The organism is Pseudomonas sp. 910_21 (genome assembly GCF_052850735.1).
The window spans coordinates 355,517-370,745 of record NZ_VXCY01000005.1 but is presented as its reverse complement, the minus strand read 5'-3'; the positions used below and the strand labels follow the sequence as shown (position 1 = coordinate 370,745).

General features: G+C 59.7%; 16 protein-coding genes and 1 pseudogene. 13 read left to right on the top strand and 4 right to left on the bottom strand.

All coding sequences use genetic code 11. The features are described from left to right. Positions 1-39: 39 nt before the first annotated feature. From FW796_RS18315 to FW796_RS18270, 10 genes are all read left to right on the top strand, one after another. A complete protein-coding gene (locus tag FW796_RS18315) occupies positions 40-1,188 on the top strand; it encodes a muconate cycloisomerase family protein (RefSeq protein ID WP_446439726.1) in 1,149 nt (382 codons plus the stop codon). 10 nt (positions 1,189-1,198) lie between these two features. Continuing rightward, positions 1,199-1,489: a muconolactone Delta-isomerase gene (gene catC / locus FW796_RS18310; protein ID WP_011062149.1), complete on the top strand. Its 291-nt coding sequence runs from the start codon at positions 1,199-1,201 to the stop codon at positions 1,487-1,489. A 51-nt stretch (positions 1,490-1,540) separates the two neighbouring features. Continuing rightward, positions 1,541-2,470 carry a catechol 1,2-dioxygenase gene (gene catA / locus FW796_RS18305; RefSeq protein ID WP_346635067.1) on the top strand — a complete coding sequence of 310 codons (930 nt, stop codon included), beginning with the start codon at positions 1,541-1,543 and terminating at the stop codon, positions 2,468-2,470. A 137-nt stretch (positions 2,471-2,607) separates the two neighbouring features. Continuing rightward, positions 2,608-3,564, top strand: coding sequence for an AraC family transcriptional regulator (locus tag FW796_RS18300; RefSeq protein WP_430962741.1), 957 nt, complete (start codon positions 2,608-2,610; stop codon positions 3,562-3,564). A gap of 222 nt (positions 3,565-3,786) precedes the next feature. Further along, the gene (benA, locus tag FW796_RS18295; protein WP_446439725.1) at positions 3,787-5,151 is read left to right on the top strand and encodes a benzoate 1,2-dioxygenase large subunit; all 1,365 of its coding nucleotides are present in this window, start codon (positions 3,787-3,789) and stop codon (positions 5,149-5,151) included. Further along, positions 5,148-5,636, top strand: a complete 489-nt coding sequence (benB, locus tag FW796_RS18290) for a benzoate 1,2-dioxygenase small subunit (protein WP_346635065.1) — start codon at positions 5,148-5,150, stop codon at positions 5,634-5,636. The genes benA and benB overlap by 4 nt, the downstream gene beginning before the upstream one ends. A gap of 10 nt (positions 5,637-5,646) precedes the next feature. Next, entirely contained in the window at positions 5,647-6,660 is a 1,014-nt protein-coding gene (gene benC / locus FW796_RS18285; RefSeq protein WP_446439724.1) for a benzoate 1,2-dioxygenase electron transfer component BenC, read from the top strand. A 260-nt stretch (positions 6,661-6,920) separates the two neighbouring features. Beyond that, positions 6,921-7,694: a 1,6-dihydroxycyclohexa-2,4-diene-1-carboxylate dehydrogenase gene (locus FW796_RS18280; RefSeq protein ID WP_446439723.1), complete on the top strand. Its 774-nt coding sequence runs from the start codon at positions 6,921-6,923 to the stop codon at positions 7,692-7,694. Positions 7,695-7,983: 289 nt separating this feature from the next. After that, complete coding sequence (locus FW796_RS18275) at positions 7,984-8,715, top strand: alanyl-tRNA editing protein (RefSeq protein WP_346635062.1); 732 nt, start codon at positions 7,984-7,986, stop codon at positions 8,713-8,715. Then, positions 8,716-9,651 (top strand): hypothetical protein, encoded by a 936-nt coding sequence (locus tag FW796_RS18270; protein ID WP_346635061.1) that lies wholly within the window; start codon positions 8,716-8,718, stop codon positions 9,649-9,651. A gap of 66 nt (positions 9,652-9,717) precedes the next feature. On the opposite strand, the gene FW796_RS18265 is transcribed toward FW796_RS18270, so the two are convergent. Together FW796_RS18265 and FW796_RS18260 are read right to left on the bottom strand one after the other, a co-directional pair. Further along, a complete protein-coding gene (locus FW796_RS18265; RefSeq protein WP_446439722.1) occupies positions 9,718-10,452 on the bottom strand; it encodes a hypothetical protein in 735 nt (244 codons plus the stop codon). Between the two features lie 139 nt (positions 10,453-10,591). Beyond that, positions 10,592-11,353 carry an SDR family NAD(P)-dependent oxidoreductase gene (locus tag FW796_RS18260; RefSeq protein WP_446439721.1) on the bottom strand — a complete coding sequence of 254 codons (762 nt, stop codon included), beginning with the start codon at positions 11,351-11,353 and terminating at the stop codon, positions 10,592-10,594. A gap of 447 nt (positions 11,354-11,800) precedes the next feature. On the opposite strand from FW796_RS18260, the pseudogene FW796_RS18255 reads away from it, so the two are divergent. The 3 genes and pseudogenes from FW796_RS18255 to FW796_RS18245 all read left to right on the top strand — a co-directional run. Next, positions 11,801-12,277, top strand: a pseudogene (locus FW796_RS18255) (sulfatase); the annotation flags it as partial. Positions 12,278-12,495: 218 nt separating this feature from the next. Then, entirely contained in the window at positions 12,496-12,855 is a 360-nt protein-coding gene (locus tag FW796_RS18250; protein ID WP_060841984.1) for a nucleotide pyrophosphohydrolase, read from the top strand. Continuing rightward, positions 12,852-13,835 (top strand): hypothetical protein, encoded by a 984-nt coding sequence (locus FW796_RS18245; protein ID WP_446439720.1) that lies wholly within the window; start codon positions 12,852-12,854, stop codon positions 13,833-13,835. The genes FW796_RS18250 and FW796_RS18245 overlap by 4 nt, the downstream gene beginning before the upstream one ends. Positions 13,836-13,842: 7 nt before the next feature. Here FW796_RS18245 and FW796_RS18240 read toward each other — a convergent pair whose 3' ends face one another. Together FW796_RS18240 and FW796_RS18235 are read right to left on the bottom strand one after the other, a co-directional pair. Beyond that, on the bottom strand, positions 13,843-14,451 hold the full coding sequence (locus FW796_RS18240; protein ID WP_404941058.1) for a class I SAM-dependent methyltransferase: 609 nt from the start codon (positions 14,449-14,451) through the stop codon (positions 13,843-13,845). Beyond that, a complete protein-coding gene (locus tag FW796_RS18235) occupies positions 14,448-14,960 on the bottom strand; it encodes a hypothetical protein (RefSeq protein WP_446439719.1) in 513 nt (170 codons plus the stop codon). The genes FW796_RS18240 and FW796_RS18235 overlap by 4 nt, the downstream gene beginning before the upstream one ends. Positions 14,961-15,229 lie beyond the last annotated feature (269 nt).

Here is a 15,229-nt window from a genome sequence, read left to right as displayed (position 1 = left end):
AATCGAGCGCAGAACTTCAAGAACCTGACGGGTATGGACATGCACGCTTCTGCCATTGAATCGATCGAAACGATCATCGTCGATCTGCCGACCATTCGCCCCCACAAACTGGCCATGCACACCATGCAGAACCAGACCCTGGTACTGATCCGCCTGCGCTGCGCCGACGGCATCGAAGGCCTGGGGGAATCCACCACCATCGGTGGCCTGGCCTATGGCAATGAAAGCCCGGACAGCATCAAGACCAACATCGACCGCTTCTTCAGCCCGCTGCTGATCGGCCAGGACGCCAGCAACATCAATGCCGCCATGCTGCGCCTGGAGCAGAGCATCCGCGGCAACACCTTCGCCAAGTCCGGGATCGAAAGCGCCTTGCTCGACGCCCAGGGCAAGCGCCTCGGGCTGCCGGTCAGCGAACTGCTGGGCGGCCGGGTGCGCGATGCCCTGCCCGTGGCCTGGACCCTGGCCAGCGGCGACACCGCCAAGGACATTGCCGAAGCCGAGAAGATGCTCGACCTGCGCCGCCACCGCATCTTCAAGCTGAAGATTGGCGCCGGTGAAGTGGACCGCGACCTGGCCCACGTGATCGCCATCAAGAAGGCCCTGGGGGAGCGTGCCAGCGTGCGGGTCGACGTCAACCAGGCCTGGGACGAAGCCGTAGCCCTGCGCGCCTGCCGCATTCTCGGCAGCAACGGCATCGACCTGATCGAGCAGCCCATCTCCCGCAACAACCGCGCCGGCATGGTGCGCCTGAACGCCATCAGCCCGGCGCCGATCATGGCCGACGAATCCATCGAATGCGTGGAAGACGCCTTCAACCTGGCCCGGGAGGGGGCGGCGTCGGTGTTCGCCCTGAAGATCGCCAAGAACGGCGGCCCCCGCGCCACCTTGCGCACCGCGGCGATTGCCGAGGCGGCAGGCATCGGCCTGTATGGCGGTACCATGCTCGAAGGCGGCATCGGCACCCTGGCCTCGGCCCACGCCTTCCTGACCTTGAACAAACTGAGCTGGGACACCGAGCTGTTCGGCCCGCTGCTGCTGACCGAGGACATCCTCGCCGAGGCGCCGGTGTACCGGGATTTCCACCTGCATGTCTCACGGGCGCCGGGCCTCGGCCTGAGCCTGGACGAAGAGCGCCTGGCGTTCTTCCGTCGCGACAAAACCACCCCCGTGCTGCATCACACCTGAGGAGGGCTGCATGCTATTCCACGTGAAAATGACCGTGAACCTGCCGGTCGACATGAACCCCGAGCGCGCCGCGCAACTTAAAGCCGATGAAAAGGCCCTGGCCCAGCGCCTGCAGGCCGAAGGCAAGTGGCGCCACCTGTGGCGCATCGCCGGGCTGTACGCCAATTACAGCGTGTTCGACGTCGACAGCGTGCAGGAACTGCACGACACCCTGATGCAATTGCCGCTGTACCCGTACATGGCCATCGAAGTTGATGCGATGTGCAGGCATCCTTCTTCCATTCATGAGGATGACCGCTGAGCCCGTGCCAGCCCGTTCACCACTCTAATAAATACAAGATGAGGATTAATCATGAACGTCAGAATTTCCCACACTGCCAGTGCCCAACAGTTTCTTGAAGAAGCCAGCGGTCAGTTCACCGAGGGCGGCAACCCCCGGGCCAAGGCCATCATCTACCGCATCCTGCGGGACTCGGTGAACATCATCGAAGACCTGGACGTGACCCCGGAAGAGTTCTGGAAGGCCGTCAACTACCTCAACGTCCTCGGTGCCCGCCAGGAAGCCGGGCTGCTGGCCGCGGGCCTGGGCCTGGAGCACTACCTGGACCTGCTGATGGACGCCGCCGACGAACAGGCCGGCAAGACCGGCGGCACCCCGCGCACCATCGAAGGCCCGCTGTACGTGGCCGGCGCGCCCCTGAGCCAGGGTGAAGCGCGCCTGGACGACGGCGTCGATCCGGGCGTGGTGCTGTTCATGCAGGGCCGGGTGACCAACACCGCCGGCGAACCCCTGGCCGGCGCCATCGTCGATGTCTGGCACGCCAACACCGGCGGCACCTATTCCTACTTCGACGGCAGCCAGTCGGAGTTCAACCTGCGCCGGCGCATCGTCACCGACGCCGAGGGTCGCTACCGCTTTCGCAGCATCGTGCCGTCCGGCTATGGCTGCCCACCGGATGGCCCGACCCAGCAGCTGCTGGACCAACTGGGACGCCACGGCCAGCGCCCGGCGCACATCCACTTCTTCATCTCGGCCGATGACCATCGCCACCTGACCACCCAGATCAACCTGGATGGTGATCAGTACCTGCACGACGACTTCGCCTACGCCACCCGCGACGAGCTGATCGCCCAGATCACCTTCAGCGAAGACCAGGCCCGGGCCAAGGCCCTGGGCGTCAGCGGGCGCTTTGCCGAGATCGAGTTCGACTTCACTTTGCAGTCGTCGGCCCAGCCGCAAGAACAGCAGCGCCACGAACGGGTTCGCGCCCTGGAGGACTGAAGCGCCGACCAGGCTTGACCCGGCCACGGAGCACCGACCCAGGTGCCCCGTGGCTTTTGCCGTTATGCCTGGCCTGACGAGACTGCGTTGCGTGCCTGAAACGCAGACCTGTTAAGAACCATCAGAGTGACCCGATCATGCAAATGCATCTGTTGAGTGAGCGCAGCCGCGTGTTTGTTCAAGCCGATCCCTATGCCGTGTCCGGTTACGTCAATCAGCACGTGGGCAGCCACTGCATCCGTCTGCCCCGGGCGGGCCAACCCCAGGCCAGCCTCAACCACCGAGCCCTGGCCAGCCTGGACTTGTGCAGCCTCAGCTACGGCGGCAGCGTGCGCGTCACCTCGCCGGCCCTGGAAAGCATCTACCACCTGCAAGTGCTGCTGCGCGGCCACTGCCGGTGGCGCGGCGCGGGCCAGGAACACGCCTTCGCCCCGGGGGAGCTGCTGCTGATCAACCCGGACGATCCGGTGGACCTGACCTATTCCGACGACTGCGAAAAATTCATCATCAAGATTCCCACCCGCTTGTTGGAAAATGCCTGCCAGGAACAGCGCTGGCAGTACCCAGGGCAGGGCGTGCGCTTTCTGCGCCAGCGCTACCAATTGCAGGAACTGGAAGGCTTCGTGCCCTTGCTCAGCCTGTTGTGCCAGGAAGCCGAAGCCCTGGAGACCATGCCCAAGGTCCAGGAGCACTACGCACAGATCCTGGTGGGTAAACTGCTGGGCTTGATGCAGACCAACGTCCAGCGCGGCACCCTGGGCGCCTCGGCGGCGACCTTCGAACGGATTGCCGACTACATCGACCGCAACCTCAGGCACGACATCGGCTGCGAAGAACTGGCGCAACAGGCGCGCATGAGCCTGCGTTCGCTGTACGGCCTGTTTGAACGCAACGCCCGCACCACGCCGAAGCACTACATCCGCCAGAAGAAACTGCAACGGGTGCACGCCTGCCTCAGCGACCCGCAAAGCCCGGTGCGCAACGTCACCGAACTGGCCCTGGATTATGGCTTCTTGCACCTGGGCCGTTTCGCCCAAAGCTACCGCCAGCAATACGGCGAACTGCCCTCCGACACCCTCAAGCGTCGGCACTGATCCTCAGGCATCGGCCTCTTGTAGGAGTTGGCTTGCCAGCGAAAGGGCCGGCAGGCCCAGCGCCCCGTCCAAGGGACTCTTCGCCGGCAAGCCGGCTCCCACACAACTCGCCGTCGGCGCTTTTGCAGAATACGGATACAGGTCTGCACGCATCGGCTATTGCCCCGCCAACCCCCGTCCTAGCATGGCCCTGCCTGAATAAAAACAATGGAGGCGGCGGCCATGTCCCTGCGACCCGAATACCTGCATTCCCTGCTTGAAGAAGACCCCGACCAGGGCGTCTACCGCTGCAAGCGGGAGATGTTCACCGACCCCCGGCTGTTCGACCTGGAGATGCAGCACATCTTCGAAGGCAACTGGCTGTACCTGGCCCACGAAAGCCAGATCCCCAACCCCAACGACTACTACAGCACCACCATGGGCCGGCAATCGATCTTCATTGCCCGCCACAAGAACGGCGAACTCAACGCCTTCATCAACGCCTGCAGCCATCGCGGCGCCATGCTCTGCCGGCACAAGACCGGCAACAAGGCGTCCTTCACCTGCCCGTTCCACGGCTGGACCTTCAACAACGCCGGCAAGCTGCTCAAGGTCAAGGACCCGGCCGCCGCCGGCTACCCGGCCAGCTTCAACTGCGAAGGCTCCCACGACCTGACCCGCGTCGCGCGCTTCGAGTCCTACCGCGGCTTTCTGTTCGGTAGCCTCAACCCCGACGTGCTGCCTCTGACCGAGCACCTGGGGGAGTCGGCGAAGATCATCGACATGATCGTCGACCAGTCCGCCGACGGCCTGGAAGTGCTGCGCGGCTCGTCGAGCTACATCTACGAAGGCAACTGGAAGCTCACCGCCGAGAACGGCGCCGACGGCTACCACGTCAGCTCGGTGCACTGGAACTACGCCGCCACCCAGAACCAGCGCAAGCAGCGCGAGGCCGGGGCAGACATCCGCACCATGAGCGCCGGCACCTGGGCCAAGCAGGGCGGTGGTTTCTACTCCTTCGACAAGGGCCACATGCTGCTCTGGACCCGCTGGTCCAACCCCGAGGACCGCCCGCTGTACGAGCGTCGCGATGAGCTGTCCCAGGACTTCGGCCAGGCCCGCGCCGACTGGATGATCGAAAACTCACGCAACCTGTGCCTGTACCCCAACGTCTACCTGATGGACCAGTTCAGCTCGCAGATCCGCATTGCCCGGCCGATCTCCGTGGACCGCACCGAAATCACCATCTACTGCATTGCGCCCAAGGGCGAGAGCGACGAAGCCCGGGCCCGGCGCATCCGCCAGTACGAAGACTTCTTCAACGTCAGCGGCATGGCCACCCCGGACGACCTGGAGGAGTTCCGTTCCTGCCAGCTCGGCTATCAGGGCAGCACCACGGCCTGGAACGACATGTCCCGCGGCGCCGAACACTGGGTCCAGGGGGCGGACGCCGCAGCGAAAGAAATCGACCTGCAGCCGCTCCTCAGCGGCGTGCGCACCGAGGACGAAGGCCTGTTCGTGATGCAGCACAAGTATTGGCAGCAAACCCTGCTCGCGGCCCTGGAGCGTGAAGCCTCACGCCAGATCGCAGTGGAGGCCGTGCAATGAACATTTCCTACGATGCCGTGCGGGATTTTCTGTACCGCGAAGCCCGCTACCTGGACGACAAGGAGTGGGACAGCTGGCTGGAACTCTATGCCCCGGACGCGACCTTCTGGATGCCCTCCTGGGACGACAGCGACCAGTTGACCGAAGACCCGCAGCGGGAAATCTCGCTGATCTGGTACGGCAACCGCAGCGGCCTGGAAGACCGGGTGTTCCGCATCAAGACCGAGCGCTCCAGCGCCAGCATTCCCGACACCCGCACCTCCCACAACCTGAGCAACATCGAGCTGCTGGAGCACGGCGACGGCTTCTGCAAGCTGCGCTTCAACTGGCACACCCTGAGCTTTCGCTACAAGACCGTGGACAGCTACTTCGGCTGCAGCTTCTACACCCTCGACCTGCGGGGCGAAAACCCGCGGATTCTGGCCAAGAAAGTCATCCTGAAGAACGACTACGTTCGCCAGGTCGTTGATATCTACCACCTCTGAGGCGACTGCCATGAGCCATCAAATCGCACTCAATTTCGAAGACGGCGTGACCCGTTTCGTCAACGCCAACCCGGGCGAAACCGTGGCCGACGCGGCCTACCGCCAGGGCATCAACATCCCCCTGGACTGCCGGGACGGCGCCTGCGGCACCTGCAAGTGCTTTGCCGACGCGGGGCGCTACGAGCTGGGGGAGGACTACATCGAAGACGCCCTGAGCGCTGCTGAGGTCGAGCAGGGTTTTGTCCTCACCTGCCAGATGCGCGCCCTCGGCGATTGCGTGGTGCGGGTACCGGCCTCGTCCCAGGTCTGTCGCGCCGGGCAGGGTACTTTCCAGGCCAGTATCAGCGCCGTGCGCCAGCTGTCCGCCAGCACCATCGCCCTGTCGATCAAAGGCGAAGCCCTGAGCCAGCTGGCGTTCCTGCCGGGGCAATACGTCAACCTCGGCGTACCCGGCAGTGAGCAGACCCGGGCCTATTCCTTCAGCTCCTTGCAGCGTGATGGCGAGGTCAGTTTCCTGATTCGCAACGTGCCCGGTGGCCTGATGAGCAGCTTCCTCACCCGTCTCGCCAAAGCCGGCGACAGCATGAGCCTGGCCGGGCCCCTGGGCAGCTTTTACTTGCGGGATATTCGCCGGCCCTTACTGTTGCTGGCTGGCGGCACCGGGCTGGCGCCGTTCACCGCGATGCTGGAGAAGATCGCCGAGCAGGGCAGCGAACATCCGCTGCATTTGATCTATGGCGTGACCAACGATTTCGACCTGGTGGAACTGGAGCGCCTGGAAGACTTTGCCGCGCGCATCCCCCAGTTCAGCTTCAGCGCCTGCGTGGCCAACCCCGAGAGCCAGTACCCGCGCAAGGGCTACGTGACCCAGCACATCGAACCGGCGCACCTCAACCAGGGCGATGTGGACGTCTACCTGTGCGGACCGCCGCCGATGGTCGAGGCAGTGAGCCAGTTCATCCGTGAACAGGGCATCGCCCCGGCGAATTTTTATTACGAGAAGTTCGCCGCCAGCGCTGCCTGAAGAGCGCCTCACCGCTGTAGGAGCTGGCTTGCCAGCGAAGGCGTCCACAAGGGCGCTGCTAGGCTCAAGGGCCCTTTCGCCGGCAAGCCGGCTCCTACGGAACCCAGCACGGCAAGCCATAGCGCTGTAGGAGCTGGCTTGCCAGCGAAGGCGTCCCCAAGAACGCTGCAAGGCTCAAAGGCCTCTTCGCCGGCAAGCTGGCTCCTACGGAGTCACGCACGGCAAGGTCCTCTCCATATTTTTGCACTCATGAGGTTTCCATGAACCGTTTCCCCAACCAAGTCGCCCTGGTCACCGGTGCCGCCCAAGGCATTGGCCGTCGCGTTGCCGAACGCCTGGCCGCAGAGGGCGCCCGGGTGGTGCTGGTGGACCGCTCCGAACTGATCTTCGAGCTGGCCGCCGAACTCAGCCCCCGGTTCCCGGTCCTGGCCCTCACCGCCGACCTGGAGCAGTACAGCGAATGCAGCCGGATCATGGCGGCGGCCATCGCCCACTTCGGCCGCCTCGACATCCTCATCAACAACGTCGGCGGCACCATTTGGGCCAAGCCTTTTGAGCACTACGAACCTGCACAAATCGAAGCCGAAGTCCGCCGCTCATTGTTCCCCACCCTGTGGTGCTGCCACGCCGCCTTGCCGCAGATGCTGGAGCAGGGCAGCGGCGCCATCGTCAACGTCTCGTCCATCGCCACCCGCAGCCTCAATCGCGTGCCTTACGGCGCGGCCAAGGGCGGCATCAACGCACTCACTGCGTGCCTGGCCTTTGAAACCGCCGGTCGTGGCGTGCGGGTCAACGCCACCGCCCCCGGCGGCACCGAAGCCCCGCCGCGGCGCATTCCGCGCAACAGCGCTGAACAAAGCCCCGAGGAGCAAGTCTGGTACCAGCAGATCGTCGATCAGACCCTCGACAGCAGCCTGATGAAGCGCTACGGCAGCGTCGACGAACAGGCCTCAGCCATCCTGTTTCTGGCCTCCGCCGAAGCTTCCTACATCACCGGCACGGTGCTGCCGGTGGGTGGTGGCGACCAGGGCTGAGGGGCAACCTCCTGCTGAATGACCGACCTGTAGGAACCGGCTTACCGGCGAATGCGTCCGCGAGATCGCCTTCGCCGGCAAGCCGGCTCCTACGGTAAAAACGTATTGGATTGGCTTTCGCACGAGGGGTAGGTTGGGGGTCGTGCGTTCTGTAAATTAATCCTGTGGATTTATTATTAATCCAAAGGTTGAATTTTTGTCGGCAGAGGGTTTTTAATACATCGCACAGGCAACGGCTATTCATGGGAATCCCCGGCCGGCCGTGAATGCTCAAGGACGCGAGGCACACATGAACCCAACCCTTCCTTTGTTTCACCAGCAACCCTACCTGCAAACCGTGCAATGCCAGATCCACCGGCTTGAACGGGACGATTCGGGTGCGCCCTTCGCTCTATTGAGCGAGACGGTGTTCTATCCCCAGGGCGGCGGCCAACTGGGAGATCGGGGGCAGCTGACCCTCAGCGAACCCGGGGCCGGTGATGTGCCGCAGGTGATCGAGATCACCACCACCAAAAGGAAGGACGACGAGATCAGGCATTACCTGAAGCTGGAGGACGCCGGGTTCGGCCAGCTGCAATCACTTGTGCCGGGGCAGGGGGTGACGGCGACCCTGGATTGGTCCCTGCGCTATCAGCAGATGCGCATTCATTCGGCCATGCACCTGATGCACTGCCTGCTGGAGCAGACGCTGGGGCGCTCGATTCCACACCCGGTCCGCTCGCCGTTGAATGACCAGGGCGGGGAAAACCACTATGAGTTCATGGGCGAGTTCGATGAACAGAGCCTGGAGCGCGCCACGCAAGAACTGAATCGCTTCTGCGCGGCCGGTCATGCCGTCAGAACCCAGGCCGATACCGGCAAAGGACCAGGCTATCGCTGGTGGCAATGCGGCGAATGGTCGATCCCCTGTGGCGGCGTGCATGTCGGCAATACGCGAGAGATAGGGGCCGTCACAGCCAGCATGAAAATCAGGAAAAACACCACCCGGGTCGCTGTCACGCTTGCTGCAGGGGCTGAATAAATGTCGGAGAACCAGCAGGCCTTTGGCGCGTTTCTCACCCAGTTGCGCCTCGAAAGCGGCCACCTGAAGATTTCAACCTTCCTGGACAGCGTGAACATTCCGTTTTCCGCCAACCACTACCGAGACGTCGAGGCAGGGCGCAAGCACCTGAGTCTCGACTCGGCCGTCGAGCTGCATGACAACCTGGGCATCGCCCCCTCCAGCAAGTCGAGTTTCGATTACTACTGGCATTACTTTCGTGATTTGTTGCCGGCCCCCGTGCATGAAATGCTGTTTGGCAAAGGGGTGGAGGTCAAGGATCTTTCCGCCATGCTTGAGGTGCGCGAGCACGACTCCAAGCTACTGCGTCGCGCCTTGAGCCTGAGCCGCTACGAACGTGAGTTCATCGTCACCGAAGAGATCATTGCAGCCTTCAAGGAACACTTCGAACTGCTGCCGTTGATGACCTATCTGTACATGGTGGACAGCGCCTCGGTGGCCGAAATCCAGGCGGTGTGCCAGCAGCTCGGCCTGGCCTACGACGCGCGCACCGAAGCCTTCCTGAGCCTTGTGGCCAAAGAGCGCAGCACCCCGCAGTCACCCTTCGTGCGCCATGCCCCCACCTTGAGAATGCCAAGAACCGCAGAGGCCCTGGCGCTCAAGGACCGGTTCCTGCGCCACGAGATCGACCGATCATTGACCAAGCCCGAGCAGAGCGAATATTTCAACGTATCCGGATCATTCAAATACAGCGCGATGGTCACGCTCAAAGCGGCGGAAATCGAAGAGATCCAGGACCGTCTTGTCGATCTTTTTTCAGTGATAGAAGTGCACAACAAATCCGCCGGACAGCTGGAAGACCCAGGGGCTGATCCCTACTTCTTCGGGCTGGTGGTGTCGGGCCGCCCGGAGTACGACGGGCGCGCGGGGCGATCGAAGAAAAAGAGCCGGGGATGAAGCAGACTGAGGCCGCTGCAGCCAATGGCCACAGCCGAACAGTGGGTGGAGACGGCCTCGGCGGCGCTATGACCTGTTCTGGGGAATGGCATAGGGCAGGGTGATGGGCGGCGCGTCCCGCAAAGGCTGCGAAGACCTCGCCATCAGATAACCAATGACCTGCGCCGAGCTCAGCTCGATATGCAACAGGTCTTCATCGCCAAACCACGCGTTGGGCCAGAAGATCAGGTCCGAGGCATTGGCCTCGGGGAAGTTGGTTTCCAGCAGGCCCAGAGCGTAGTCCGTATCAGACTCCGTGCCCTCGCACTGGCAGATGAAGTCCGCCACGGCGCACGCCTCGTCGAAGCTCAGGTCGTCAACGTAGCGCTCTTGATGAAAGGCCGTGCGCAGAAAGTTCGCCGCGCTGGTATGGCTGTGCATATCGCGAAATTCGTGGAATTCGAAAGGTCGGCCGGCGTGGCTGTTCCACTGCTGGATCAGCGCACTGATCTCGGGGCTTTCCCGTTCCTGATTGTCCCAGATCCGGTCGAGGATCTGCTTGAGCAAGTCCTTCATCAACGCCTGTATTTTCGGCGTCGCGGGTGTTGGTTTCAGCCGTTCCGGCATGGCCATGGGTGTCTCCCTGATTGTCATTTCATGTCTAGGAGCCGGCTTGCCGGCGAAGGCGTCCGCGAGATCGCCACCAAAGCTTCCAACCAGCCACTCTGATTTGCGCTTAACGATTTTCTTGTCTCTTTCCCGTACCCGATGCACCCGGGTCAGCACTTTGCCTTCCTCTGCTTCGCAAAAAAACCGGGTCATCCGCCGCACTTAAATCGATAGGGTATCCGCCTGCCGGTGTCCTCTAGCCCGCTCTGAAAACTATGGTGTCCGTCCTTTGGGCGAGTCGGTGAAACAGAGTGACTCGCCTACTCACCTGCTACACCGCAGCACGCTAAACCTAGGTCAGATTCAACCCGCCGTCTGAGAGGAGTATCTCGCCGGTCAAGTAGTCCGACTCGACCAGCATCACAACAGCTTTTGCGATGTCGTCTGGGCTAGCGGCCCTGCGCATAGGGGCGCGAGTTCGCCATAGCTCTTGGGCCCCCGTCCACTCTGCGGTCATAGGCGTGTCGACCAAGCCAGGCGCCACAGCGTTTACGCGAATATCTGGCCCCAGGGATAACGCGAGCAAGCGGGTCATGTGATTAAGCGCGGCTTTACTGACCGCATAGGGAATCGATGCGCCCTTAGGACGGATACCGGCATGGGAACTGATATTCACGACGCAACCTGCTCGACGGTAACGGGCGGCATCGCGCAATGCCGACTCGGCCAAAGTGACGAGGTGGAACGGCGCCACGACATTCACCTCGTTAAGTTCGTGCCACACCGTCGAGTTGGCCGAGGCAAGGTCGCCGTGGGGAATCACTTTGCTAATACCGGCGTTATTGACCAATACGTCGAGCTGCCCCCACGCGGCGATCGCCTCGTTAATAAGCCTGACCCTGTCAGCTTCGACAGCAAGATCAGCTTGCACGTAAATAGCCTGCTTCATTTCGGCAGCCATAGCGCGTCCCGTATCCGCAGAATTTCGCGAATGGATCACCACCGCATAGCCTGCCTGGCTTAGTACACGTGCAATGGCTGCGCCGATACCGGAAGTGGATCCTGTAACCAAGGCGACGCGTAATACGTTATCGATTGTCGGATTGGGGGTCATATGGATTTCTCTAATGGGTTGCTGGAAAGCCAGCACCGGAGCACCAAGCGAGCAACGTCGGCGTCAGGCAGTCACGATGGGCAGGTATCCATCTTCAAATCAGGTTGGCGCTTACCGGGTAAACCGTTGCGGTGAAGTAGGCACAGGTTCAGGGCCAGAACGAGTTCGTCGCGGCTGCAAGCAGGGTTGGATTGATTGCGGGTAGGTGCAGGGGGCATGCGGGAGCTATCCGTAGGTTTCCCGATTCGCTGTACGACGCAGCGTAAGAGGCCGTAAGGATATTCTTTTCCCAACAGGTTTGGGAGTTCAGCAGTGAGTAGGAAAGGGGGCGAGTAGGGGAGAGAGGGGATGCTCTCACTACGCGGCCATGGGAGTGGCAGATCATCGAGAGTGCTTAAGCAATATCGAGTACCACAAGCTCTACCTGATCGGCGGCAACGCCGGCTGGGCGGCCACAACACCCGTATCAGCCAGATCCCCCACATGGCCCCCGCGTTTGAACAGCTAGGGCTGGAAAGCAACAACGTACCGCTGCTGATTCATTCCCCGGGGATGTTGCAGCCCAAGGTGATCGAAGAAGCCGTCGGCCTCGCCTACCTGCTACCCACCGTGGCCGGTATGGCCGAGATGCCCTTCATCAATGGCGCCATGGGGCGGGACATTCAGCAGCCCGCACCGGAAGGGGAGCGGGTGGTGCCGCTGGTATTGAGGGAAGGGACCTTTCCGGTGATTGGCGGCGTGACCAAGGATTTTTTGTTGCAGATGCAGCACGACGGCAGTGGCGCGACCTTGCATGATTTGGCGTCGAGCACCCCGCGTGAGGATGTGGCGCAGGAGCATCCGCAGGAGTTTGAACGGTTGCTGGAGTTGACCCGGGGGATGCATGAGGGGGCGCGGTTGATGTTGTATCGCAACGTTCGCTGACACCGCGTAGTCAGCGGTTGACGCCAGCCCGTGTAGGAGCTGGCTTGCCAGCGAAGGCGGCTGCCTAAGCTCTATCGATCTCAAAAAAGAACGTCCAAAGCAGCCATGACATTAGTAGCGGTCCCTACAAGGGGGGCCGTCACTGACCGAATATGGACAGGAAAATCCTTACAAGCTACCGTCACACTTCCTACAGCTATACACGCGATTTTCCTCTCATGGACGTCTTGAAATCTCTGCAGACGGAACTAGCCACCTTCGCTGCTGAACGTGACTGGGACCAATTCCACACCCCCAAGAACCTGGCCATGGCCTTGTCCGGTGAAGCCGGAGAACTCCTTGAGCGTTTCCAGTGGCTGACTCCCGAGCAAAGCGAGTTCAACGCCCTATCGAGCGAAGCTTTGCAGGCTATCGAAGAAGAAATGGCCGATGTGCTGTTGTATCTGGTACGGCTCGCTGATCGACTCAATGTCGATCTTGGAGCCATTGCGCAGGCGAAGTTGCAGCTCAATGCAGAGAAGTACCCAGTAGCAGAGGCCAAGGGGAACGCCGTCAAATATTCGAGGAGGGGCGAATGACGGCTCGAGTGATTTACCAGCCCTGCTCGGATGATGTCGCACGCAAGAACCTGCAGACCACGATCCTTAACCCTGTGCTGTTCAGCGAAATTGCGGATTTACTTGAGCCTGAACTGCAGGCTGAACTCCTCGCAGCCTTCCCGGATGGCAAATTGTTTATCTGGGGACTTGCTTCGCCTCGAACCAGAAATACCTGGCTCGCCGCAGAGCCAGGAGACACGGTGATCTTCAATACCAAGACGGTCATTACTGTTAGTGCCTGCTTTACCCATCGAACTCACAACCGCGATCTGGCGTTGAAGCTCTGGGGCTGGGCGGATAAAGAAAATGAAAGCACCTGGGAGAATATCTACTTCGTCACCGACGTACGCCACCAGGCTATCCGTTTCAAAGCTATTCAGGCGCATATCAACAGTCGACATGACAGGTCTTTCTATCGTTACGATGCCGCTCAAAGCGCCGCGATCCTGGAGCGCTTTCCCAGTCTCGATCACGACTACGCCGATAACGAAGTGAGCCTTGAAGAGGCGCGAAAGGATATCGAGGATCAATCAACAGACGGAATGGCCAACAGACCTACGCGTCTTGAGCACAAATACATCGTTCGCCACTTATTCCAGGGCAAACTCACTGGCCGTTGCTGTATTTGCCTTAATGAGTATCCCCGCCATCTACTAGTTGCCGCGCACATTAAAAAACGCTCGGTCTGCAGTCAGAAGGAAAAGCTCGATATCAAGAACATCGCTGTTCCTATGTGCCGACTCGGTTGCGATCCTTTATTCGAGCATGGTTATCTCTCCGTCAAGGACGGCAAGGTGATCAAACACCCTTCTCGGGAGATGACTGCTGCAACGGCGAGTTATGTGGAAAGTGTGGTTGGAAGAGAGGTAAGGGAGTGGGCGACGAAGAGCCAGAAATATTTCGAGTGGCATCTGAGTGCTCATGGGTTTGAGCCTGGGGCACTGGCAGGAATAGGTTGACAGCAGTTTATTCTTTTTTTAGTACAACCTTTTTCCACTTTACTTCATCTCTTTTTAGAGAGTCTTTCGTTTCGCGGCTTGAATAAACCAAAGTCAAGCCAGCTTTTTTTGATTGAGTTAAAAGGTCATTTGTGAATATGGGATACATCATTCTAAGAGGGTCTGGTGCACCAATTCTTAGAGTGATGGCAAGGTGCCCGTCTCTGTTTAGTAGCTCGCTCATTCGTTTTATTGATGCCTCTCTTTCTTTCGGTGCTATATGCATCCATACAGCGCTCAGTAAAATAAAGTCATAGGTGTTCTCATGTAGAACTGAAAGATGTGGAAGGCTGTCATTCAACCAGCGTATATTTTTGTGATTGTTTTTTGCTTTTGCAAGCTCAAGCATCTTAGTACTGGGTTCAACTGCTGTTAGCTGATATCCACGGCGAGCAAGGGATAATGCATCACGGCCGGAGCCACATCCAATGTCTAGAATTTTTGCGTTGGCACTTTTCGGCAGAAATTTTATGAACTGCCTGTGGACGTTGGAGAAGTATAGTTTGCTATAGTTTTCGAAGTACTTGGCGCTCTCGAAGTCATAGCTTGCCCATGTTGTGCTGTTTTTAGAAGTCATTTGCTTAATGCCTCTATTTTCTGAGGATAGAGATAGTTGTTTGTGATTTGGGGTTCGTTTTTTTTATTTTCATTGCTGAGCTTTTCAGTGTTGCTTGCGGCGGCAATGCTCAGCCCTGCGGCTGTCAGCAAGAGTAGGATCCAGCACGTGATGACAGTATAACTACCTTTGCTGTCTTTTAGCATATTAAAGGTGAGTTGAAGGGTTATATGCTTTTTTATTAGCTGCCTAAGGCGAATAACTATAGGGATTGTTAGAAGGTTTACGATTGCTGCAAAAGAGAGTGCCAATACCTTTGGCAAATCACCGCTTATGGACGCAGCGCCATACCAAATGCCACCAGTAATCGCGATGACCATACTGGGCACCTGCCATAATTGTTGATTAAGCGATCTCAAATGCTGTCCTGCCTCAAGGTAGCTGAGTTCATCCTTTTTGAACTGCCATTTTATGTGTTCAAGCTCTTTGGCATTTTTGTGTTTTAGCGCTTCGAGATCTTCGTCGTTCATCAACGTTCCAGTCTACCTGGGAATGAATTTTGCCAGTCTTACTGGAGTCCGTGCTGGACCAGCAATGGCGATTGAATGGGGTGTGGCCGGTGGGGAACACCATCGGGCTACAGACGGAGAGGCGCAGCGCCTGACCTTTGGTCGAGTTTAGGCTAATCGATTGAAATATTGAAAAAAATAAGCTCTGGGAGAGGGGGAGAGAGCCTGCGTCGAAGCTCTCAATAAAGTATTCTACGAGTATTGATGGAGCCTGCCACGAGGCTTGGAGT